At 67.4% G+C, this 20959-nt stretch carries 22 protein-coding genes; 9 read left to right on the forward strand and 13 right to left on the reverse strand.

The features are described from left to right. Positions 1–34: 34 nt before the first annotated feature. The 4 genes from DMH01_RS31975 to DMH01_RS31990 all read right to left on the reverse strand — a co-directional run bounded on the left by DMH01_RS31975 (position 35) and on the right by DMH01_RS31990 (position 4653). Positions 35–1507: a nitrilase-related carbon-nitrogen hydrolase gene (locus tag DMH01_RS31975; protein WP_125681300.1), complete on the reverse strand. Its 1473-nt coding sequence runs from the start codon at positions 1505–1507 to the stop codon at positions 35–37. A gap of 69 nt (positions 1508–1576) precedes the next feature. Continuing rightward, on the reverse strand, positions 1577–2383 hold the full coding sequence (locus DMH01_RS31980) for a sugar phosphate isomerase/epimerase (RefSeq protein ID WP_125681301.1): 807 nt from the start codon (positions 2381–2383) through the stop codon (positions 1577–1579). After that, a complete protein-coding gene (locus DMH01_RS31985) occupies positions 2383–3534 on the reverse strand; it encodes a dihydrodipicolinate synthase family protein (RefSeq protein WP_125681303.1) in 1152 nt (383 codons plus the stop codon). Before DMH01_RS31985 ends, DMH01_RS31980 begins: the two co-directional genes overlap by 1 nt. Positions 3535–3612: 78 nt before the next feature. Further along, positions 3613–4653 (reverse strand): LacI family DNA-binding transcriptional regulator, encoded by a 1041-nt coding sequence (locus DMH01_RS31990; RefSeq protein WP_125681305.1) that lies wholly within the window; start codon positions 4651–4653, stop codon positions 3613–3615. A gap of 38 nt (positions 4654–4691) precedes the next feature. Here DMH01_RS31990 and pip point away from each other — a divergent pair, with 38 nt between their 5' ends. The 3 genes from pip (at position 4692) to lpdA (ending at position 8372) form a co-directional block, all read left to right on the forward strand. After that, a complete protein-coding gene (pip, locus tag DMH01_RS31995; RefSeq protein ID WP_125681307.1) occupies positions 4692–6104 on the forward strand; it encodes a prolyl aminopeptidase in 1413 nt (470 codons plus the stop codon). Between the two features lie 63 nt (positions 6105–6167). Next, positions 6168–6935 carry a 1-acyl-sn-glycerol-3-phosphate acyltransferase gene (locus DMH01_RS32000; protein WP_125681309.1) on the forward strand — a complete coding sequence of 256 codons (768 nt, stop codon included), beginning with the start codon at positions 6168–6170 and terminating at the stop codon, positions 6933–6935. 51 nt (positions 6936–6986) lie between these two features. Continuing rightward, positions 6987–8372, forward strand: a complete 1386-nt coding sequence (lpdA, locus tag DMH01_RS32005) for a dihydrolipoyl dehydrogenase (protein WP_125681312.1) — start codon at positions 6987–6989, stop codon at positions 8370–8372. A gap of 44 nt (positions 8373–8416) precedes the next feature. Here the strand turns inward: lpdA and DMH01_RS32010 are convergent, their stop codons facing one another. Then, entirely contained in the window at positions 8417–8656 is a 240-nt protein-coding gene (locus DMH01_RS32010; RefSeq protein ID WP_125681314.1) for an AMED_5909 family protein, read from the reverse strand. Positions 8657–8777: 121 nt separating this feature from the next. Here DMH01_RS32010 and DMH01_RS32015 point away from each other — a divergent pair, with 121 nt between their 5' ends. Together DMH01_RS32015 and DMH01_RS32020 are read left to right on the forward strand one after the other, a co-directional pair. Further along, the gene (locus DMH01_RS32015; protein WP_125681316.1) at positions 8778–9521 is read left to right on the forward strand and encodes a DUF5919 domain-containing protein; all 744 of its coding nucleotides are present in this window, start codon (positions 8778–8780) and stop codon (positions 9519–9521) included. Positions 9522–9531: 10 nt separating this feature from the next. Beyond that, positions 9532–10002 (forward strand): NUDIX hydrolase, encoded by a 471-nt coding sequence (locus DMH01_RS32020; RefSeq protein WP_125681318.1) that lies wholly within the window; start codon positions 9532–9534, stop codon positions 10000–10002. Between the two features lie 43 nt (positions 10003–10045). Here DMH01_RS32020 and DMH01_RS32025 read toward each other — a convergent pair whose 3' ends face one another. After that, positions 10046–11332 carry a hypothetical protein gene (locus tag DMH01_RS32025; protein ID WP_125681320.1) on the reverse strand — a complete coding sequence of 429 codons (1287 nt, stop codon included), beginning with the start codon at positions 11330–11332 and terminating at the stop codon, positions 10046–10048. 55 nt (positions 11333–11387) lie between these two features. Here DMH01_RS32025 and DMH01_RS32030 point away from each other — a divergent pair, with 55 nt between their 5' ends. Further along, positions 11388–11570: a hypothetical protein gene (locus DMH01_RS32030; protein ID WP_125681322.1), complete on the forward strand. Its 183-nt coding sequence runs from the start codon at positions 11388–11390 to the stop codon at positions 11568–11570. Positions 11571–12272: 702 nt separating this feature from the next. Here DMH01_RS32030 and DMH01_RS32040 read toward each other — a convergent pair. After that, on the reverse strand, positions 12273–12644 hold the full coding sequence (locus DMH01_RS32040; protein ID WP_026467493.1) for a PH domain-containing protein: 372 nt from the start codon (positions 12642–12644) through the stop codon (positions 12273–12275). Positions 12645–12728: 84 nt separating this feature from the next. Between DMH01_RS32040 and DMH01_RS32045 the strand changes: the two genes are divergently transcribed. Beyond that, complete coding sequence (locus DMH01_RS32045) at positions 12729–13499, forward strand: FHA domain-containing protein (protein ID WP_125681326.1); 771 nt, start codon at positions 12729–12731, stop codon at positions 13497–13499. 19 nt (positions 13500–13518) lie between these two features. On the opposite strand, the gene DMH01_RS32050 is transcribed toward DMH01_RS32045, so the two are convergent. From DMH01_RS32050 to DMH01_RS32060, 3 genes are all read right to left on the reverse strand, one after another. After that, positions 13519–13815, reverse strand: a complete 297-nt coding sequence (locus tag DMH01_RS32050) for a hypothetical protein (RefSeq protein ID WP_125681328.1) — start codon at positions 13813–13815, stop codon at positions 13519–13521. 75 nt (positions 13816–13890) lie between these two features. After that, on the reverse strand, positions 13891–14970 hold the full coding sequence (locus tag DMH01_RS32055; protein WP_199745705.1) for a winged helix DNA-binding domain-containing protein: 1080 nt from the start codon (positions 14968–14970) through the stop codon (positions 13891–13893). A 2-nt stretch (positions 14971–14972) separates the two neighbouring features. Beyond that, positions 14973–16100 (reverse strand): epoxide hydrolase family protein, encoded by a 1128-nt coding sequence (locus DMH01_RS32060; RefSeq protein ID WP_125681330.1) that lies wholly within the window; start codon positions 16098–16100, stop codon positions 14973–14975. Between the two features lie 62 nt (positions 16101–16162). Between DMH01_RS32060 and DMH01_RS32065 the strand changes: the two genes are divergently transcribed. Further along, positions 16163–17116 carry a YafY family protein gene (locus DMH01_RS32065; RefSeq protein WP_125681332.1) on the forward strand — a complete coding sequence of 318 codons (954 nt, stop codon included), beginning with the start codon at positions 16163–16165 and terminating at the stop codon, positions 17114–17116. On the opposite strand, the gene DMH01_RS32070 is transcribed toward DMH01_RS32065, so the two are convergent. Beyond that, positions 17094–17555 (reverse strand): GNAT family N-acetyltransferase, encoded by a 462-nt coding sequence (locus DMH01_RS32070; RefSeq protein ID WP_125681334.1) that lies wholly within the window; start codon positions 17553–17555, stop codon positions 17094–17096. The two genes, DMH01_RS32065 and DMH01_RS32070, sit on opposite strands and share 23 nt — an antisense overlap. Before the next feature lie 99 nt (positions 17556–17654). Between DMH01_RS32070 and DMH01_RS32075 the strand changes: the two genes are divergently transcribed. Further along, positions 17655–18566, forward strand: coding sequence for an NADP-dependent oxidoreductase (locus DMH01_RS32075; RefSeq protein ID WP_125681336.1), 912 nt, complete (start codon positions 17655–17657; stop codon positions 18564–18566). Here DMH01_RS32075 and DMH01_RS32080 read toward each other — a convergent pair. Next, positions 18563–20119, reverse strand: a complete 1557-nt coding sequence (locus tag DMH01_RS32080) for a substrate-binding domain-containing protein (RefSeq protein ID WP_125681338.1) — start codon at positions 20117–20119, stop codon at positions 18563–18565. The genes DMH01_RS32075 and DMH01_RS32080 overlap by 4 nt on opposite strands. Continuing rightward, on the reverse strand, positions 20116–20907 hold the full coding sequence (locus DMH01_RS32085) for a phosphate ABC transporter ATP-binding protein (RefSeq protein WP_034312994.1): 792 nt from the start codon (positions 20905–20907) through the stop codon (positions 20116–20118). Before DMH01_RS32085 ends, DMH01_RS32080 begins: the two co-directional genes overlap by 4 nt. Positions 20908–20959 lie beyond the last annotated feature (52 nt).

The following is a 20959-nucleotide window of genomic DNA, read 5'->3' on the forward strand; positions in this document are numbered from 1 at the left end:
ACGTTAGGAACACCACGCCTTCCGTAACGGGGCGCTAACGGTTCCTTCGATATGTCCATAAAGGACAGAGCAGGGCGGCGGCGAGGCACAGCCAGGCGAACACGTCGCCGACACGGCTGTACACGGTCTGTGTTCTCGGCTGCACCGGTAGATCCGCGACGAGCGTCTGCTGATCCGTGCGGTAGTAGTCGGCGTGCCCGAGCACGCGGCCCTGGCTGTCCACAGCTGTGGAATTCCCGTGGGTGGAGTGCCGGAAGAGGGAGTAACCGTTCTCCACCGCGCGGAAGCCCGCCTTTTCGGCGTGCAGCGAGCCGAAACCCGGCCAGTCGTTGGCGGGGACGAGCATCAGCGAGGTCCCCTTGTCCGCGGCTTGGCGCATCAGGCCGGGGAAATCGGCGTCATAACAGATCACCGCCGCGAGCCGCCCGTACGGTGAATCCGCGGTGGGGACGTTCCCCGGGCCGGGGGTCATCGGTTCCATCGGCGTCGGATGCGTCTTGTCGTAGGTCCACAGCACCTCGCCGGACGGTCCGACGAGCACGGCCACGTTGCGGATGTAGGGAGCCTGCGACGTGTAGAGCGCGTACGCGAGCCCGACGTGGATACCGGTTTGTCTCGCTTCGCCGCCGACTCGTTTCAGCAGCGCCGCCTGATCACGTTCCAGCACGCGGGCGTGGGTTTCCGGCCAGAGCACGATCTTCGCGCCCGCCGACGCCTGCTGCCTGGTCCGCGTCACGAGATCGTCGGTGACCGGCGCGAACGCCGCACCCACCGCGACCGGATCGGCCGCGCCGACTTCCTGTGCCCGCCAATACTTCACCCCGATGCGCTCCAGTGCGTCGGAACTCGACCGGTCGGCCTCGGCCGACGGGCTGATCCCCGCGATCCGCACGGTCTCCGTCGTGGGCGCGTCGAACAGCAACCGCGCGCCACCGGCGGCGAACACCACGCCGAGCAGGCAAAGGTGGACGAGGACCGTGCGCTTGAGCGGCCGCCATCCTTCCGCCCACACGGTGTTCGTGACCGACGCGAACCACGCGAGGACGAAGGTCAGGCCGTACACGCCGGTCACGGACCCCGTCTGGAGCAGCGGCAGGTTCGTGGCCTGGGTGCTGCCGAGCGCGCCGAAGTCCCCGAAACCGGTGACCACCGTGAAGAGGTATTCGCCCGCGACGAGCGTCACCGGGAACACCAGTGTCTTCAGGCATCCGGCGCGCCCGGCGAGCAACCGATCGGCCAGGAACGCCGTCGTCTGCAGTACCGCGAGCAAAGTGAAGGCGAACAGCGCGGAGAGCACGAACAGCAAGCTGGTGACCCCGAGCCAGAACAGTTGCCCGATCAGCAGGGACAGGCCCACCATCGGGATCGCCCGCCGGAGGGGGACCAGGCGGGCGTAGCGGAGCAGGAAGACCGGGAACACCCAGGCCGCGAGCGGAACGTTCCAGTCGGTGTGGACGGCGAGCAGGAGCAACGCCGTGGCCAGCCACCAGAGCAGCCGTGGTTTCATACCGCGAACGGTAGGAAACCACGGCCGCCCGGACAGCCGACCTTGGGCAGCGAGCGACCCTTACTTTCGTCAGGAAACGTGGTCCCGGTAGGCCGCGATGGTCTCCGCGAGCACTTCGCCCCCGGGACGGCGCCAAAGATCGGCGTCGAACACCTCGACCTCGATCGGCCCGGTGTACCCGGCGGCCTCGACGCACGCCTTCAGGTGCCGGTGGTCGATCGGGCCGTCGCCGGGCAGCGCCCGGCCGAGCAGGGTGTCGGTCAGCGGCACCTTCTGGTCGCAGACGTGGAATCCGGCGATCCGGCCCGCCGCCGCGGCGATCGACTCCTCGATCCGCGGGTCCCACCACACGTGGAACTCGTCGACGATCACGCCGACCTGGTCGGCCGGATGTTCGCGCGCGATCGCCAGTGCCTGGTCCACTGTGGACAGGACGGACCGTTCGGCGCACTGCATGGGGTGCAGTGGCTCCAGGCCGAGGCGGACCCCGCGCTCACCGGCGTACGGCGCCAGTTCGCCGACCGCGTCCGCGACCCGCTGCCGCGACGAAGCCAGGCTGCCGTTCACCCCGCCGACGACCAGGACGAGGACGCCGGCGCCCAGCGCGGCGGCTTCGTCGATCGCCTCCCGGGTCTCCGCGACACCGTCCACAGGGGACCCTTCCGGGGTGATCCCGGTGAAGAACCCGCCGCGGCACAACGACGACACGCCGACGTCGTACTCCTTGAGCAGCCGCGCGGTCTCCTCGACGCCGGTCTCGGCGACCTTGTCCCGCCACAGGCCGACCCAGCGGACGCCCGCTTCGGCGCAGCCCGCCACGGCCTCCGGCAGCGACCACGCCTTGGTGGTGATCTGGTTCAGGCTCAACCGGTCCATCAGGCCACCCCCGCCGCGGCCAGCAGCGGCCGCATCCGCGCGACGGCGAGGTCCGGGTCGGCGAGCGCGCCCGCGGCGTCCGCCAGGCGCAGCAGCTCGGCCAGATGCGTGATGGAGCGGGCGGACTCACGACCGGCGACCATGCGGAAGTGGTCCTGGTGCCCGTTGAGATAGGCGAGGAAGACGACGCCGGTCTTGTAGTTCCTGGTGGGCGCCCGGAAAATGGCCCGGCTCAGTGCCACCGTCGGGTCCAGCAGGCCGTGGAAGCCGTCCTTGTCGCCTTCGTCGAGGCGGGCGAGCGCGGCGCCGGCGACCTGCGCGACAGCGTCGAAGATGCCCAGAAGCGCTTCGCTGTGGCCCTGGTCGTCCCCGGCGATGAGCTCCGGGTAGTTGAAGTCGTCACCGGTGTAGCACTTGACGCCTTCGGGCAGTGCGCGGCGGAACTCTGTCTCGATCGAGGCGTCGAGCACCGAAACCTTGACCCCGGCGATCACGTCGGCGTGCTCGGCGCAGAGCCTGCCCAGTTCCTTCGCGGCCGCGCGGACGTCGGCGTGTCCCCAGTAGCCCGACAGTGCGGGGTCGAACTGCTCGCCCAGCCAGTGCAGCAGGACCGGGCGGTCCGCGCCGGAGAGCAGTTTCCCGTACGCGGCATGGTAATCCGCAGGTCCGGAAGCCGACGCGGCCAGCGCCCGGCTGGCCATCACGACCGGGATCGCGCCGGCCTCGCCGACCAGGTCCAGCTGCTCGTGCCAGGCGTCCACAATGGACCCGGCGGTCGCCTCGCCATCGGGAAGCTGATCGGTGCCGACACCGGCCACCCACGGCCGTCCGGCGGCGAGCGCCCCGGTGCGCCGGATGAGGTCCTTGGTGGTGGCCCAGTCCAAGCCCATCCCGCGCTGCGCGGTGTCCATCGCCTCGGCGACGCCGAGGCCGCAGGACCACAGGTGCTCGCGGAAGGCGAGCGTGGTGTCCCAGTCGAGCACCGCGCCTTCTTCGGGATCGGCGGGGGCGAGCGGGTCGGCGACCACGTGCGCGGCCGCGTAGGCGATCCGGGAGGTCGGCGGCGACGCCGGTTTCGCGGGCGTTTCCGCCCCTCGGGGCATCCACTCCGCCAGTCCGCCGTCGGCGGTGGGCAGGGCGATCAAGGTCATCGGGTCTCCGTGGCGCGGGGGTGAGAAAGCGCTTTCTCGGGCCACGGTAAGTCACCTCATGGGCCGTACACAAGGGGCTCAGCGAGCGGGCGCGGCGGTGCTGCGGCGCAGCACGACCTCGCCGGACATCCGCACCATCCGCGGCCGGGTTCCGGGGGAGGCCTTGAGTGCCAGGTCCATGGCCCGTTCACCCAGCTTCTCCAGCGGCAGCGCGACCGTGCTCAGCGCGGGCGTGAGATCGCGCACTACCGGGATGTCGTCGAAACCGGCGATCGACATCTCGCCGGGCACGGAGACGCCGGCGTCGCGCAGCGCCGACATCGCGCCGATGGCCATCACGTCGGTCACCGCGAACACACACGTCGGCCACTGCTTCCGTGGCCGGGCGAGGACCTTCTCCATCGCCTCGTAGCCACCGTCGCGGGTGAACGCCGCCTCGAAGACGTCGTCGTCGGCGAGCTCGACGCCGTGCTCCAGCAGTTCCGCGGCGAAACCGTCGAGACGGTCCACGACCGTCGTCAGGCTCTTCGGTCCGGCGAGCACGGCGAACCGCCGGTGTCCCAGATCCAGCAGGGCCTTCGCCAGTTCGGCGCCGCCGCCGCGGTTGTCGGGCTGGACGGTGTCCACTTTGAGCCCGCGATGCCTGCTGACCGCGGCCACGTGCCCGCCGCCGCGCCGGTACGGCTCGAGTTCGGCGGCCATCGCCTTTTCCCACGCCTTGTCCTCGAACGCGGAACCGATCAGCAGAATGGCCGACGCGCGCTGGGCACGCAGCGTCGAAACGTAGGCGACTTCCTTCGCCGGATCGCGGAACGTGCTCGCGAGCATCACCAGAAGATCGTTTTCACTCGCCACCCGCATGACCCCGCCGGCGATCGCGGCGAAATACGGATCGCCGACGTCATGGCAGATCACCCCGACGGTGGGCTGAGAGCCACCGGCCAATGCCTGAGCGTGAGCATTGGGGGTATAGGACAGCTCGGAGGCCGCGGCGATCACTCGTTCGCGGAGATCTCCCCGGACGGTGGCGGTGCCGTTGAGTACGCGGGACGCGGTCGCGAGCGACACGTCCGCGGTGCGCGCCACATCCTCCAGCGTCACGTGGGGGCGAGCCTTCATCGATCCTCCAAGCGGGCGTTTGGGGCATAGTGGCGGACATGCTCGGCCTTTACCCGGAAATCGAACCTTACGTCCAAGGGATGTTGCCCGTCGGTGACGGCAACGAGATCTATTGGGAGGAATGCGGCCATCCCGAGGGCAAGCCGGTGATCTTCCTGCATGGTGGCCCCGGAGGTGGTTCGAGTCCGAGACATCGCAGACTGTTCGACCCCGAGCGGTACCGGATCGTCCTTTTCGATCAACGCGGTTGCGGGCGCAGCACGCCGAACTGCGCCACCCCGGAGGCCGATCTTTCGGTCAACACGACGTGGCATCTGGTCGCCGACATCGAGCGCTTGCGCGAGCATCTGGACATCGAACACTGGATGGTCTTCGGCGGCTCGTGGGGGAGTGTGCTCGGGCTGACCTACGCGGAAACCCACCCCGGGCGCGTCACGGAACTCGTCCTCCGCGGCGTCGCGACCTTGCGGGTGAAGGAACTGCAATGGCTCTACGGCGGGGGAGCGGCGTATCTCTTCCCCGAGGCGTGGTCGCGTTTCCTCGCCCCGGTGCCGTATCCGCGTCGCCAGGACAACCTGATCGAGGTCTATCACGAACTGCTGAGCCATCCGGATCCCGCCGTGCACGGCCCCGCCGCGATCGCGTGGAGCCGCTGGGAGGGGGAGACGGTCAAACTGCGTCCCCAGGACGAAGTGATCGACGCGTTCAGCGATCCTTCGTTCGCCCTCGCGATCGCGCGGATCGAGAACCACTACTTCCGGCACGGTGGCTGGCTGGCCGAGGACCAGCTGCTGCGCGACGCCGGGAAGCTCCGGGACATCCCGTGCGTTCTCGTCCAGGGACGCTACGACGTGGTCACCCCGGCCATCACCGCGTGGGAGCTCAGCCAGGTGCTTCCCACCGCGGAGCTGAAGATCGCGGGCGACGCGGGTCACGCGTTCGACGAGCCCGGCATCTTGCACGAGTTGATCAGCGCGACCGACCGGTTCGCGTCAGACTGGCAGGGCGCCGGTACACCCCAGGACGAGGAGAGGAACGCAGACATGCTTTTCGGTGACGAGCACGTCCGTCGCTACGAAGAGACCGACGGCGAGGTGGGCCACGACTGGGAGAAGGGCGCTCCTTGCCTCATCCTCACCACCAAGGGCCGCAAGACCGGTGAGGACCGCAAGTTCGCGCTGATCTACCAGTTCGACGACGACGACAACCCGGTGATCGTGGCCTCCAAGGGCGGCGCGCCGGAGGACCCGGGCTGGTACAAGAACCTGCAGGCCAACCCCGAGGTCAAGGCGCAGGTCAAGGCGGACAAGTTCACCGCGCGGGCCCGGACCCTCGAAGGTGAGGAGCGCGCGAAGCTGTGGGAGAAGCTCGCCGCGGTCTGGCCGGACTACAACGAGTACGCCAAGAAGACCGACCGTGAGATCCCCGTGGTGGTGCTCGAGCGCGTGTGATCCGCGCCGCGTTCGCGCGTGGTTTCAGCCGAACCCGGGCGGGTTCGGCTACGAATTACGTCCATGGTGCTGAGACCCCGTGAACGCTGGACCGCGCTGAGCCCCGCTTCGGGTGACCTGCTGACGTTCCGCCAGATGATCGCCTTCGGCCGGCGCTTCGCCCGCGCCGGCCGGGGCGCCTGGTTCGCCTTCGCGATCAACGTCGTCTGGCCGTTCCTGGTGCTGTTCACCCGGTTCCGGGTACGCGGCGGGGAGCACCTGCCCTCGTCGGGAGGCTTTCTGGTCGCGTCGAACCACCTCTCGTTCGCCGATCCGACGACGGTGACCGCGTACTGCCTGGCGCACGGACGCGTGCCGCGCTACCTGGCGAAGGCGAGCCTGTGGGACGCGCCCGTCGTCGGCTCGGTGATGCGCTCCGGCAAGCACATCCCCGTCTACCGCGGCGCGGCCACAGCGTCCGACGCGTACCGCGACGCCGTCAGCGCCGTCCGTGAGGGTGAATGCGTCGTCATCTTCCCGGAAGCGACCTTCACGGATCACCCGGACGGGTGGCCCATGCGCGGCAAGACCGGGATCGCGCGGATCGCCCTGGAGACCGGCGTCCCGGTGATCCCGCTGGCGAACTGGGGCACGCACCACCTGCTGCCGTCCGACGCCGTGCTGCCGCGCGCCTTCCCGCGCAAGACGGTGAACCTGGTCGCCGGTCCGCCGGTGGACCTCTCGGACCTCATGACGCCCTCGCCGTCCCGCGAGGTGCTGGAGGAGGCCACGAAGCGGATCATGACCGCGGTGACCGACCTGCTGATCGAGATCCGCGGCTCGCGCCCCTGAGTAGGCAGTCTCACCCTTCGGATCGTGCCGGTGAAGGGTAGGTTTCGGGGTATGAGTGCACACTATGACGTCGTTGTCCTGGGGGCCGGAGTCGGCGGTTACGTGGCGGCGATCCGGGCGTCGCAACTGGGGCTGAGCGCGGCGGTCGTGGAGGAGAAATACTGGGGCGGCGTATGCCTCAACGTCGGCTGCATCCCGTCGAAGGCGCTGCTGCGCAACGCCGAACTCGCGCACATCGTGACCAAAGAGGCGAAGTCGTTCGGGATCCAGGTCGAAGGGAAGGTCAGCTTCGACTACCAGGCCGCCTTCGACCGCAGCCGCAAGGTCGCGGACGGGCGCGTCAAGGGCGTGCACTTCCTGATGAAGAAGAACAAGATCACCGAATACGACGGCCACGGTACTTTCGTCGACGCCAACACCATCGAGGTCAACGGCGAGCGGGTCACCTTCGACCACTGCGTGATCGCCACCGGCGCCACCGCGCGCCTGCTTCCGGGCACCACGCGTAGCGACCGCGTGGTCACCTACGAACAGCAGATCATGGAAAACGAGCTGCCGGAGAGCATCATCATCGCCGGCGCGGGCGCGATCGGCGTCGAATTCGCCTACGTGCTGCACAACTACGGCGTGAAGGTGACCATCGTCGAGTACCTCGACCGGATGGTCCCGCTCGAAGACGCCGAGGTCTCCGCGGAACTCGCGCGCCGCTACCGGAAGCTCGGCATCGAGGTACTGACCTCCACCAAGGTCGAATCGATCGACGACACCGGCGAGCAGGTCCTCGTGACCGTGTCGAAGAACGGTGAGCAGCGGGTCCTGGAAGCGGACAAGGTGTTGCAGGCCATCGGTTTCCAGCCGCGTGTCGAGGGATATGGGCTCGACAAGACCGGCGTCGAACTGACCGAGCGCGGCGCCATCGCCATCGACTCGCGCGGCCGCACCAACGTCCCGCACATCTTCGCGATCGGCGACGTCACCGCGAAACTGATGCTCGCGCACGCGTCCGAATCCATGGGCGTCGTCGCCGCCGAAACCATCGCGGGCGCCGAGACCATGGAACTCGACTTCGTGATGATCCCGCGCGCGACCTACTGCCAGCCGCAGATCGCCAGCTTCGGCTGGACCGAAGAACAGGCCCGCGAAAAGGGCTTCGACGTCCAGGTGGCGAAGTTCCCCTTCACCGCCAACGGAAAGGCGCACGGCCTCGGCGAGGCCGTCGGCTTCGTGAAGATCCTCAGCGACGCCACACACGGCGAGCTTTTGGGTGCGCACCTGATCGGCCCCGAGGTGACCGAACTGCTGCCGGAGCTGACTTTGGCGCAGCAGTGGGACCTGACGGTGCACGAAATCGCGCGGAACGTGCACGCTCACCCGACTTTGGGGGAAGCGGTCAAGGAAGCCGTGCACGGCCTTGCGGGACATATGATCAACATGTAGCCGGTCTCGTGAGTGGTAAGGACGGTTCTAGCCGTCCTTACCACTCACGAGCTGCTTCCGGCCGCACCTATTCGCGCGGCCATCTCCTCGGCCTTGCGTTCCTCGAAACCCACCCAGTACCTGAGTTCGTGGTGATGCCATCGGTCCACCTCGGACACCTCGCGATACATCCGCGCGTTCGCCCGGTGAAACCTCAGCCATTCCGACATGTCCGCCTCCAGCCGAGGCCGGCGGGCTATCGCGTCGGCGTGTGCGTCGCGCAGAGTCTGCGGCTCGTTCTTCATCGATCCCCTCCCGATGCCGCTATTTTGCGCCGGAACGGGGGACGTGATCACCTCGCGGCAGAACATCTTGGGACGTCCTTGGTACGGTCGAAGACGTCCCTGCAAGTCCCTAGGAGGGCGGATGCCGAACGAACGCCTGCGGGACGCCCTGCTGCGCAACGGCCTCGCGCCGAAGCAGGTCGCCGACGCAACCGGGGTCGATCAGAAGACCGTCGAACGGTGGATCACCAAGGGGCGGACGCCGTACCCAAAGCACCGGCACAAGATTGCCGCGATGGCGCGCGAGTCCGAGACCTACCTCTGGCCGGACTCAGTGGCCCCGGAGCGCAAGGCCGAGACGGCAGCCGCCGAGGTGGTGCGTGTGTTTCCGCACCGCAACGCCATCCCTGTCGAACTGTGGGACCGGCTGATCAAGGAAGCGTCGGACACCGTCGAGGTGCTTGTCCACGCCGCGCTGTTCCTGGTGGAGCGCCCGCGGTTCATCAAGGACCTGGCCGTCAAAGCTGCTGCGGGGGCTCGCGTCCGTCTGCTTTTCGGTGATCCCTCCGGTGAGAGCGTCGCGCTACGCGGGAACGAGGAGCAGTTAGGCGACGGGACGCTACCCGCGCGCATCCGCAACGCGCTGGCGTTCTACCGGCCGCTGATCGGGGTAGACGGGGTGGAGATGCGCTTCCACAACACCACGCTCTACAACTCGATCTTCCGCTTCGACGACGAAATGATCATCAACACGCACGTCTACGGCTTCCAGGGAGCTCACGCCCCGTCCCTGCACCTCCGCCGGCTATCCGCCGGGGACCTTTTCGAGACGTACTCGGAGAGCTTCGAAGCAGTCTGGAACCTCGCCAAGCCCGCCACCTTCTAGGAGGCCACATATGGCACGCGTCGACTACTACAACGACCCGAACGCGCCGAAGGCGAACAGCATCGCGGTCGCGGTGTCCGCGTTCATCCAGGACGACGAAGGCCGCATCCTCATGATCCGGCGCACCGACAACGACCTGTACTCGATCCCTGGTGGGCAGCTTGAGCTTGGTGAGACGTTGGCGCAGGCCGCCGTGCGGGAGGTTCGCGAGGAGACCGGGATTGAGTGCGAGGTGACCGGGGTGATCGGCCTCTACTCGAACCCTGACCATGTCATCGCATACGACGATGGGGAGGTTCGGCAGGAGTTCTCGATTTGTTTTCGAGCTAAGGCAACTGGAGGTGTCGAACGTGTCAGCAGTGAAAGTAAGGTTGTTGGCTGGGTTGAAGTTGATCGCCTTGCCTCTCTGCGGATACATGATTCAATACGGCTGCGCATCAAGCATGCCTTGGAAACAGGAAAGGCCCCCTACTTTACCTGATTCCGAGGTGGTATTCCGGGTTGGTTGACATTTGATGGACAGATCAGTGCTTGATCTTCGATAGTCGTGAAATAAAGTATAAGTCTGAAGTTTCAATCTCGCTTTTGTCGTCGAAGTATTTGTAGAGCTGGGTTAGTGACGTTGCGGCGGCCGCTACCCCGGTAGCTAACACTAGTGGCACTGCCTGAATCGCTCCCACGGTGGTCACCAGGGTGCCCAATGCTGCCGCTGAGGCCAACTTTTTCCCAAAGGCGCGTTGCTTGCTCTTCATTCGCGCTTCCATAGCTGCAATTTCTGGTTCAATGTATTCTCGAACGACGGCTGCGGCGATCGTGCTTGGTGAGTCCATTTCTCGTTTCGAGACCATCTCGCGAATCGCGGCTGAGATCGCCTGCTGGAATCGTACTAAATGATCCCTTTCCTCTTGCTTGATTCGAATTAGATCTTCAAGTGGTAGGCCGCTGAGCTGTGGTATGCGGAGTTCGAGTGCGACGTCGTCAGCAGATGCTTTACCTCTGCTGGAGTCGGTTGCCATCCACTTTACTTGGTAGGCGTCTAGCAGGGGCACTTTGTAGTGCTGCGCGGTCGAAAGGTCGTATATCGTCGGGCGGCTCATCCCGTAGAATAGATCCCAAGCGACCTTCTTTCGGGTAGGGCGACGGCTATAGGGTCGGCGTCGAGACCAAGTTCCACCTATCAAATTCGGGTGCGTAACATTCGAGGTCCAGTTTCCTGTGCGATCTCGAATGGTAATGAATTTAGCTTCATTCAAGAGTTGTTCGACGATCTTCTCGGACTGCTCTTCGCTTTCTAGTGCGGATATTCCTGCTCTTTTTGCCCAATTGTGGAAGCAGGCATCGCAGTAGGCTTCAATCTTTGGTGCGTAGGTGACTGTGTCGGCTGCACCAATCTTATTGATATAATTGATAAACTCGACCTGGCCTTTGAGGTTCCATAAGGTCTTCTCGCGGATGTTCAGGTTCTTGTGTTGCAGGCCTGATGCTACCTCTGTAACGGAAGGGCCGCTTACTATTGCTCGATCGAAAAAGTGCATCGTTCGGGCAAGTAGCATGGAAAGTTCCGTGGAGAGGCATTTTGTGCATGAATGGTGGTATGCGCCCGAGAGATCGAGAGATCTTCCGGCGAGAACGCTGTACGCGGGGAGCTTGGTGGCGTGTTCTTCAAGGTTTCGCGAACTCTTCTCTGTTGCCAACGAGAAGAGTCTCTTGATTGCGGTTGGCGACTTGGCAGCTTTCTTGAATTCGCCATTGGAGCTTACGTCGAATTCCTTAATCCAGGTTTGAAGCCAGAACTCGTTAGCATCGCTCATTATAGTCCTCGAACTTCTTCTTTCTGTTGTTCAGGTCGCTGCCGAACTTGGCTCTATGGGATCAAGGCGCGCCGCCGTCGGCGGCGCGCTGGTCACCTTGCGTCCGCGTCTCGCCTGCGGGCGCACCTTGCCCGACACGGCGGGCTGCCGCTCCGCTCCGCCCACCGGCCGGGCGGTGCGCCCGCTGAAGCCGTGGACAGGTGCAGCCGCCGCCAGCGGCGCGCAGGTACGCCAATGAGCACGTCGGCCTCCTCGCTCAGACGATCGTGCTCAGTGGTCGCGAACGGACCAACGGCTGTTACGCGGAGCCATCGCCCCGATGCCAGATCGTCACAACGGCCGTCACGCCGCGTCAAGGCGGGAAAGCGTGCCTTGACCCGACGCGACGGCCGCGTGGATGGCTTCGTATCGGGGAGATGGGGGAGGGGTGGGCGAGTGTCAGGCCGTCTCCAGGCCGTCAGACGTCGGGTAGGGGCGAGAACACGCGAGAAGTGTCCAGCCCTGTCCGCGCAGGTCAGAGGCTACAAGCGGCGATCATGCCAAGGTCGACGAAACCCCAGGATCAAAAGATCAACATGTAGCGGGTCTCGTGAGTGGTAAGGACGGTTCTAGCCGTCCTTACCACTCACGAGCACCTGTACCGAGCCGGCAGTTTCGCGTAATGGGTTGGGACGACACGTGTGATCCGGCGGACGACACGTGTGACTGGATGGACGACACGCGCGCGACGCGGCCCGGCCGTGAGTCGTCCGCCTGGACACGTGTGTCGTCCCGGCGATCACGTGTGTCGTCCGCCCGATCACGCGAAACGGCCACCTGTGCACTAACGAGACGCGAGCCGTAGGCGAACGGGCGTTGCGAAAGCCACTTTCGCAACCTTGAACGTTGCGAAAGTGGCTTTCGCAACGCCCGGGGCCCGACTCCCGCAAACAGCCGGCGGCTAAAGCGTGTGGGTGGCGATGAGTTGGCCGATCGCCCGGATGTCCGAGCCCCGGAACTCCAGCCGCACGTTCCCCAGCCCGCTGAACCAAAGGTCCAGCTCCGCGTCGAGGTCGAAGGTGCCGGCGGTTTCGATCGAGAAGGCCTGGATCCTGTTGTAAGGCAGCGAAGTGAAGTCCTTCTTCTTGCCGGTCATGCCCTGGACGTTCACCGCGATCAGCCGCTTGTTCGTGAACACCACGAAGTCGCGCACTGCCTTGAACGACGAGATGATCTCCTCGCCGGGGATGATGATCGGCTGCACCGTGGGCGCGATGTCCTTCGGCTTGCACGGCGTGAGTTTGAAGACGGTGTCCTTGGAGAAGTCAATCATGTAGTCCAACATACGGACGAACGCGACATCGGGACCCGTCCCCGGCGGCGTCCCTCATAATGCCGGGGCGACAGAGGAGGCACGATGAAGCGGCTCACGACGACGCACGAGAGCCTGGCGCTCGGCGTGCCGCCGTCGGCTCCCGGTGCGGTGTTCGCGCTCACGCTCGCGGGCGGCGTGTCCGTCGACCCCGGTGAGGGCGGCGAGATCACATTCGGGCGCAATCGGCCGCAGGTCGACGTCTGCGTGGGGGAGAACGACCTGCAGGTCAGCCGCAGGCACGGGCTCCTGAACTTCACCGACGGGCAGTGGTGGGTCAGCAACACCGGCCAGCTGCCCATCCGCTTGCCGAATTCCCGCTGGCTGTCCCGCGGCGAGGAGCCGATCCCCCTGTCGGACGGGTACACGCCGCTGTTCGTCCGCGGTTCGGGCAGGCGGGAACATCTGCTCGAGTTGTACGTCGCGGGGCCCGAGGGAGGGCAGCCCGTCACCCGGCACGACGACCTCACCGTGCCGCCCCGCCGCTGGCGCCTCAGCGCGGAAGAGCGCCTGGTCCTGGTCGTCTTCGGGCAACGGTATCTGCTGCACGACCTCAATCCGCAGCCGTTGTCCCGTCAGCAGACGGCCGAGGTGCTCACCGAACTCCGGCCCGGTGAGACGTGGACCGCCCGCCGCGTCGAGCACGTCGTCATCGACGTCCGGGCGCGGTTGTCCGCCGGTGGCGTTTTCGGTCTGCGGCGCGAAGAGGTCGGCGAGCCGGTCGGCAACGCGTTGAACGACAACCTGTTGCGTGAGCTCGTGCTGTCCACGACCCTCGTCCCGCCGGATCTCGCCCTGCTCGAGGCGCTCGACTGAGTTCGTCCATAGAGGACAGTCAGCTCACGCCTTCCATCGCCGTCTTGGCGACGTCGCTTCCTCTTTCCGCCTCGCCCGCGACCTTGACCAGCGCCGCCGTCGCCTGGTCCCGGCTCTCTTCGGCCTTCACGCGTCCCGCCGAGGCCGCGTTCACGCCGAAGAAGGCGCCGACCACGGTGCCGATCACCGTTCCCGCCGCGGTGATCACCGCCGTGACGTCCGAGGTGTTCGGGTACCGCCAGACCGCCGCGACCGCGATCACCGCGAGTGCGCCCAACCCCGCCAGCACCGTCATGAATCCGTAGTTCTTGCTCATGGCCCGCTCCCTTCAGGCTCCACGCGCCATGCTTCGCCCGAACGCCGCCCTTCGTTACGGCAAAAGGCCGGACCGTTATCCGTCGAGGCCGAAACGGATGTCGTGCGCCGAGCCCGGCACTACGAATTCCAGGAGCCGTGCGCCCTCTTCGGCGATCGAATCCTGATCCCGCAACGGCTTCCGCGATCCGATCGTCAGGGTCGCCCCTTTGATCGCCCAAACGGCCAGGAATTCGCCGTCGACGAGCAGGGTGCCCCGACGGCCGCCGTTACCTGGCGGCAACGGCACGCGGCGGCCGTCGGGGATCACTCGCACGCGGTCGGCGTGGGAGAGCAGGACGTTGTCGTACTCGGGCAGGAACCGGGGCGGCGCAGGGGTTTCCGGGTCTGGGCGCGGTGCGTCGGGGAGGTCGAACAGTTCCTTCCCCTCGGAGTCGCGGAAGGTGATCAGGCGCGGACGGAGCCGCTCGAAGACCTCCTTGAGCCTGGTGAGCCCCGACCAGACCTGCGCGTCGCGGACGGTCGCCGGGCCGAACGCCGCGAGATAGCGCAGCACCAGGTCATCGAGGGTGATGCCGTCGGTGATCGGTGCGCCGACCCAGTCTTCGAGCAGGGCGAACGCGGCCGGACCGGTCTGGCCCCACAGGCCACGCGGGGTCGCGTGCGCGAGCGGGAGCAGGCTGTTGACCGCGTAACCGAGCGTGGGAAGGTCCGCGTCGGGCCAGCGGGGTGCCAGCGCTGTCCGGATTTCGGTGCGGGTGCGGGGCCGTTCGGCCAGCAGGGCTTTCCCCGCTTCGGCGATCGCGGCGAGGTCGAGTCCGGCGATCTCCCGCGAGTAGTGGCCGAGGAATCCGCGCTCGACCACCGATTTGACGGTCGGCCACAGGGCGAGGCCGTCGGCGGCGGTCACCAGGTGCACCGTGCCGCGCATCAGCGTCGACCGGACGACCTCGCGGGCGGCCAGCGGTTTCGCCAGCTCGTCCACCTGGAAATCCCGAAGCCGCGACCACAGCCCGACATAGGACGAGTCGGGGGCCTGAGCCTGCAGGCCTGCCAGTCGCTCGATCGCGGTGACGGCGGGGAGATCGGCGCGTTCGAGCAGCAGTTGCCTGGCCAGGGTCGCGCGGTTGAGGGCCCGGCGGTTCAGCGGTTCCATCGTCAGACGCACTTTCGCAGGAAGGAACGGAGGTCTTCGGCGAACAGGCCGGGGACCTCCATCGCCGGGAAATGGCCGCCGGTGTCGTACTCGGACCAGTGTTCCACCGGGCCTTCCTGGAGGCTTCGGATCGTGGTGTCCCCGGCGAAGACCGCGATCCCACGCGGCGGACCGGCGGGCGCCTCGCCCCAGCCGCCTTGGGACATCTGTCGGTAGACCTCCATGCCTTCGTACACGGCGTGCGCCGAGGAGGCGCCCGCGCCGGTGAACCAGTACAGGCTGACCGCGGTCAGCAGGTGGTCGCGATCGACGGCGTCGTCCGGCAGCGACTTGGCCGGATCGGTCCACTCGGCGAACTTCTCCACGATCCACGCGAGCTGGCCGGTGGGGGAGTCGTTCAGCGAATAGGCCAGCGTCTGCGGTCGCGTCGCCTGAAGGTGCAGGTAGCCGAGGCCGTCGGACTGGAACCGGTTGAAACGCTCGCCGCGCTCGCGGTCCTTGTCGTCGAGGCCGTCCAGGTCGACCGCGGGGCCGAACGGCATCTCCGCGCTGGTCCCGGTGAGGTGCACGCCGACCACGCGGTGCGCCGCGATCATCGACAGGATGCCCGCGACCCCGGCGCCGGCGTCGGTGCCGTGCACCCCGAAGCGCTCGTAGCCGAGGCGGTCCATCAGCGTGGTCCACGCCTGGGCGACGCGGAACAGGTTGCCCCAGCCGCGCCCGCTCACCGGATTCGAGAACCCGTAACCGGGCAGGGACGGGATGACCAGGTGGAACTCGTCGGTGAGCTCCTCGACGACTCGCCGGAATTCGAACGGCGAGCTGGGCCAGCCGTGCGTGAGGAGCACCGGCAGCGCGTCCGGGGCGGTCGAGCGGATGTGCAGGAAGTGGATCGTCTGGCCGTCGATCTCGGTGGTGAACTGCGGGAACTCGTTCAGCTGGGCTTCCTGCGCGCGCCAGTCGAAACCGTCGGCCCAGTACTCGGCCAATCCCTTGAGGTAGGCGACCGGGACGCCTCTGCTCCAGTCGCCGGTGACCTCGCGGGGCCAGCGGGTGCGGTGCAGACGGTCCTTGAGGTCGTCGAGTTCGGCCTGGTCGATGGCGATGTGGAAGGGCTTGATCTCGGTCATGGGGCTAGATTAGGAACGATTGCGGAAAGATTCGTTCCGCGATTGCGGACAAGGTGGGATTCATGGCGGAAACTTCGGCGAGACTGCTGCGGCTCCTGTCGTTGCTGCAGGCCAGACGCACTTGGACGGGCCCGGAACTGGCGGACCGGCTCGACGTCACCACCAGGACCATCCGAAACGACGTCGAACGGCTTCGCGGCCTCGGCTATCCGGTCGACGCCACGCCCGGCGTCTCCGGTGGCTACAGCCTGGGCGCCGGCGCGGCGATGCCGCCACTGCTGCTCGACGACGAAGAGGCCGTCGCGGTGGCGATGGGCCTGCGCACGGCCGCGGGCGGCACGATCGCCGGGATCGAGGAGACGTCGGTGCGCGCGCTGGCGAAACTGGAACAGGTCCTGCCGTCGCGGCTGCGGCATCGTGTCGCGGCGCTGAACTCCGCGACGCTCGCGGTGCAGGGCGGCGGCCCCACGGTGGACGCCGAGGTGCTCTCGGCCATCGCCGCCGCTTGCCGCGACCGCGAGACCCTGCGCTTCGATTATTTGGGACACAACGGATCCGAGACGCGAAGGCAGGTCGAGCCGCATCGCGTCGTGCACATGAGCCGCCGCTGGTACCTCGTCGGCTGGGACGTCGACAAACAGGACTGGCGCACGTTCCGCGCCGATCGGGTGCGGCCGCGCACACCCAACGGCCGACGTTTCGAGGAGCGCGAACCACCCGAAGGCGGCGTGGTCGCGTACCTCCAACGGGGTGTCGGTGCCGCGTTGTGGAGGCACCACGCGACGATCCGGCTGCACGCTCCGGCCGCCGAAGCCGCGGCGAAGGTGCCGCCCGCCGTAGTCGTCGAAGCCCTCGACGAGCGGACCTGCCTGCTCAAAGCCGGTGCGGACACGCTGGAGTACCTGGCGCTCTACCTTGGCCTGCTCGACACCGACTTCGAGGTCGTCGACTCCCCGGAATTCGCCGGGCACCTGCGCAAACTGATCGGCCGGTTCAGTCGCGCGGTGGATGCTTGACGTCGAAGACCAGTTCCGGGCGCTCCCAGGTGATCTTCGGCGGGTGGGGCGGTACGACGCCGACGCGGCGGGCGCCCATCCGCTCGTAGAACCCGGCGGCAGGCGGATGGGAGACGACGCGGATCTCCGTCATGCCGAGGTCCGCGGCCTGCCCGAGCATGTGCTCGACCAGCCACGCGCCGATGCCCGTGCCCTGCGCCGAATCGGCGACGAACAGCAGGTCCAGCTCGGCCGGGTACTCGATCAGGCTGTAGAAACCGACCACGTCCCGCTGCGCGTGCGCGACGAACGCGGGATGGGTGGCGAGGTAGTCCTCCGTGACCTGGTAGTTCTCGAGGATCGACGCGTACTCCCCTTGGTAGGCGGCCGATTCGTGCATCAGCGCCGTCAGCCTGCCGGCGTCGGAAGCGCTTGCCCTGGAGATGCGGTAGCTCGTCACGAGCGCAGCTTAGAACGTCACACCGACAGTTCTTGACCTCCAGCTAGCTGGAGGTACGAGGCTGGGTTCCGACAGCTGGGGACGAACTGGAGGAACAAGATGAAAGCGGCCGCGTTCACGGAAGCCGGTGGTCCGGAAGTGCTCCGGGTGCTGGAGCTGGAGGAGCCGCACGCCGGGGCGGGAGAGGTCCGCGTGCGGGTGAAGGCGGCGGGGGTGCAGCCGTACGACGCGGCCGTCCGGGCGGGCTGGGAACCCGCGGGGCTCGCGCTGCGTTGGCCGCGTGTCCCGGGGAACGAGTTCGCCGGGGTCGTCGACGAGGTCGGTTCCGGGGTTACCGGCCTCGTCGCGGGGGCCGAGGTGCTCGGCTTCACCGCCGTGCAGGCGTACGCCGAGTACATCGTGGTGCCCGCGGAGAACGTCACGCCGAAGCCGGCGGAGATGCCGTGGGAGGTCGCGGGCGGGTTCACGGCGGGAACCCAGACGGCGTACCTGGCGCTGGACGCATTGCGGGTCGCCCGTGGCGAGACCCTGCTGATCCACGGGGCGGCCGGTTCGGTGGGCACGGCCGCCGTCCAGCTCGCGGTGCTGCGTGGTGCGCGGGTGATCGGCACGGCGAGCGAGGCGAACCAGGAGTACGTCCGTTCGCTCGGCGCCGAACCGGTGGTCTACGGCGATGGCCTCGCCGACCGGGTGCGCGCCCTCGCGCCGTCCGGCGTCGACGCGGCGCTGGACGGCGCGGGCGGGGCCGCCTTCGACCTTTCGCTGGAGCTGGTCGGGAATCCGGACCGCGTGCTCACCCTGGTCGAGCACGGGCGCGCGCCCGAGGCCGGGGCGCGAGTGGTCACCGGGACCCGGTCGGCCGAGCGATTGGGGATGCTGGCGTCGTTGTACGTCAAGGGGGAGCTGCGTTTTCTCGTGCGGCGGACGTATCCGTTCACCGAGGCCGCGGCGGCGCACCGGGAGATCGAGACCGGGCACGGACGGGGCAAGGTCGTACTGACTTTTCCCTAGGCTCCCCGGATCTTCCGGATCACCCCGCGCACCACCAACGGCGTCACGATCGCCACGAACAGCACCAGCGCCGCCCAGCCCCCGAAACCGCCGAACCCGCCCTCGTCGTAGGACGCCGGTGCGGCTTCCCGCCAGTTCTTCGAGCCGCCGCCCGCCGATTCCTCGTCGGGGTTCGCCGTCGCGGTCGCGGTCTTGTCACCGGTGGCCGGGCCGGTACCGGGCCCCGCCGACTTGCTCGGTCCGGCGGCGCCCGGCCCGGCCGCGGGTTTGCCGTTCGGGGCGAGGATCCCGGCGGTCACCAGTGGGTCGGGCGGGCTGGTGGCGCCCGCGCCGAGACTGCCGCGGAAGGTCGGGTTGGCGCAGTTGCCCGCGTTGAGCTGTTTCGGCGGCTGCCCGGTGAGCCGCGCGTTGGAGTTCATGATCTCTTGCGACAGGTTCGGCGGCAGCGGCGAGTAGCCGATGCGGGCCATGTTGATCTGGCCGTCGCAGGCGACGTGTTCGAGGAACGCGGTCATCGTGTCGGTCTTGCCCTGGTCGCCGTAGCCGCCGCGGCAGGTGTCCCGGCCGCTCGAACAGGGCATCATGATGTAGGAATACGCCGAAATCGGGTACGACTTCGGGTCCGCGTTCGAGTAGACCTTGTCGAGTTTCTGGCTGAGGTCCGGGCGGAGTTCCGCGAACTTCAGCGCGGAAGCGATGTTCTCCGCGTAGGGCTGCGTGTACTGGCCCGCACCGTTCTGCACCCACGCCGACGGCACGTTGTGGCGCTGCGCGTAGGCGAATTCGTCGTAGGCGATGGAGAACGGGATGGTCGCTTTGCCGATGGCCTGCGCGATCTGGTCGGAGTCCGCGAGCAGCCGGTACCAGTCGGCGTCCGGCCCTCGTTCGGGCAGCTGGATCGGGCGCACCCCGGCGGGCAGGCTGCCCATCCCGTTGCCGACGTTGCGGGCGACGAAGCGCTGGTAGGCATCGGGGGCCGCGTGCGCGACGAAGTCGTAGAACAGTGCCGTGGTCCCGGATTGCCCGGTCCGCCCGACGAGGGTGATGGGCTGGTCCGGCAGCGACTTCCCGCCGTTGGTCGCGGTGATCGCCGGGTCGCTCCAGCGGGTGACGTCCCGGCTGAAGATGCGGCCGATCACCTCCCGCGTGAGATGCAGGTAGTCGACCCGCTTCCCGGCCTGGTCGGTGACGTTGTACATGACGGCGACCGCGCCGGCGACGTCCGGGACGTACTGGTAGCCGCGGGTCTGCGCGGTCACCCCACCGCCGCCGGCCGCGAGGAGCGAGGACACTTCGGCCTCGGTCCCGCCGAAGTCGACCGTCCGGTCGCCGTACTGGTTGACCCCGGCGGGTGAGTTGGTGGCGGAGTAGTTGACCGGGATACCCCGCGACGTCGCGCCGTTCTGCCAGTCGGTCATCGCCACACCGACGTAGCTGGACCCCGAGCCCGTGACCCTGCTGAGTGCCGCCGCGCCGGGCGCGCCCGCCACGGAGATCGAGAGCAGCAGTGCCGAGATCCCGCCCAAAGCGCCCACTCTGCGCAAGGTCGTCATCCGAATCGCCCGTTCACGTAGTCGAAGGTGCGTTCGTCCGACGGCGCGTTGAAGATCGTGTCCGTCGGACCGTGCTCGATCACCCGGCCGGGTTCGTTCTCGGCCGCGAGGAAGAACGCGCAGTGATCCGAAACCCGTTGGGCCTGCTGCATGTTGTGCGTGACGATCACGACGGTCACCTCGTGCCCGATCTCGGCGATCGTCTGCTCGATCCGCCGGGTGGACGTCGGGTCGAGGGCGGAACAGGGTTCGTCCATCAGGAGCACGTTCGGCTGCACCGCGAGCGAACGGGCGATGCAGAGCCGCTGCTGCTGGCCGCCGGAGAGGGCGCCGCCGGGCGAGCTCAGCCGGTCGCGGACCTCACGCCACAGCCCGGCGCGTTCGAGACTCTGTTCCACGAGCGCGTTCTTGTCGTCGCATTTGACGCCGGCGAGTTTCAGCCCGGCGAGCACGTTGTCCCGGATGGACATCGCCGGGAACGGGTTCGGTTTCTGGAACACCATGCCGATGCGCAGCCGGACCTGCTGCGGCCGGGTTCCGTCGGCGTAGATGTCCTGGCCGTCCAGCAGGACTTCGCCGGTCAACGACGCGGACGGGACGAGCTCGTGCATCCGGTTGAGGATGCGCAGGAAGGTCGACTTGCCGCAGCCCGACGGGCCGATCAGCGCGGTCACCTCTTTGGCGGGCATCCGCAAGGACACGCCTTCGAGGACCAGCCGGTCGCCGAACCAGGCGCCGATCTCGCGCGACTCGAGTTCGGCCGCACCGGGCGGGGGACCGCCGGTCAGGGTGACCTGCGGCCTGCCGTCTGCGTCGCGGGGAGTGAGATAGCCGGTGGAG

The organism is Amycolatopsis sp. WAC 04182, assembly GCF_003947465.1.
Classification (GTDB): Bacteria; Actinomycetota; Actinomycetes; order Mycobacteriales; family Pseudonocardiaceae; genus Amycolatopsis.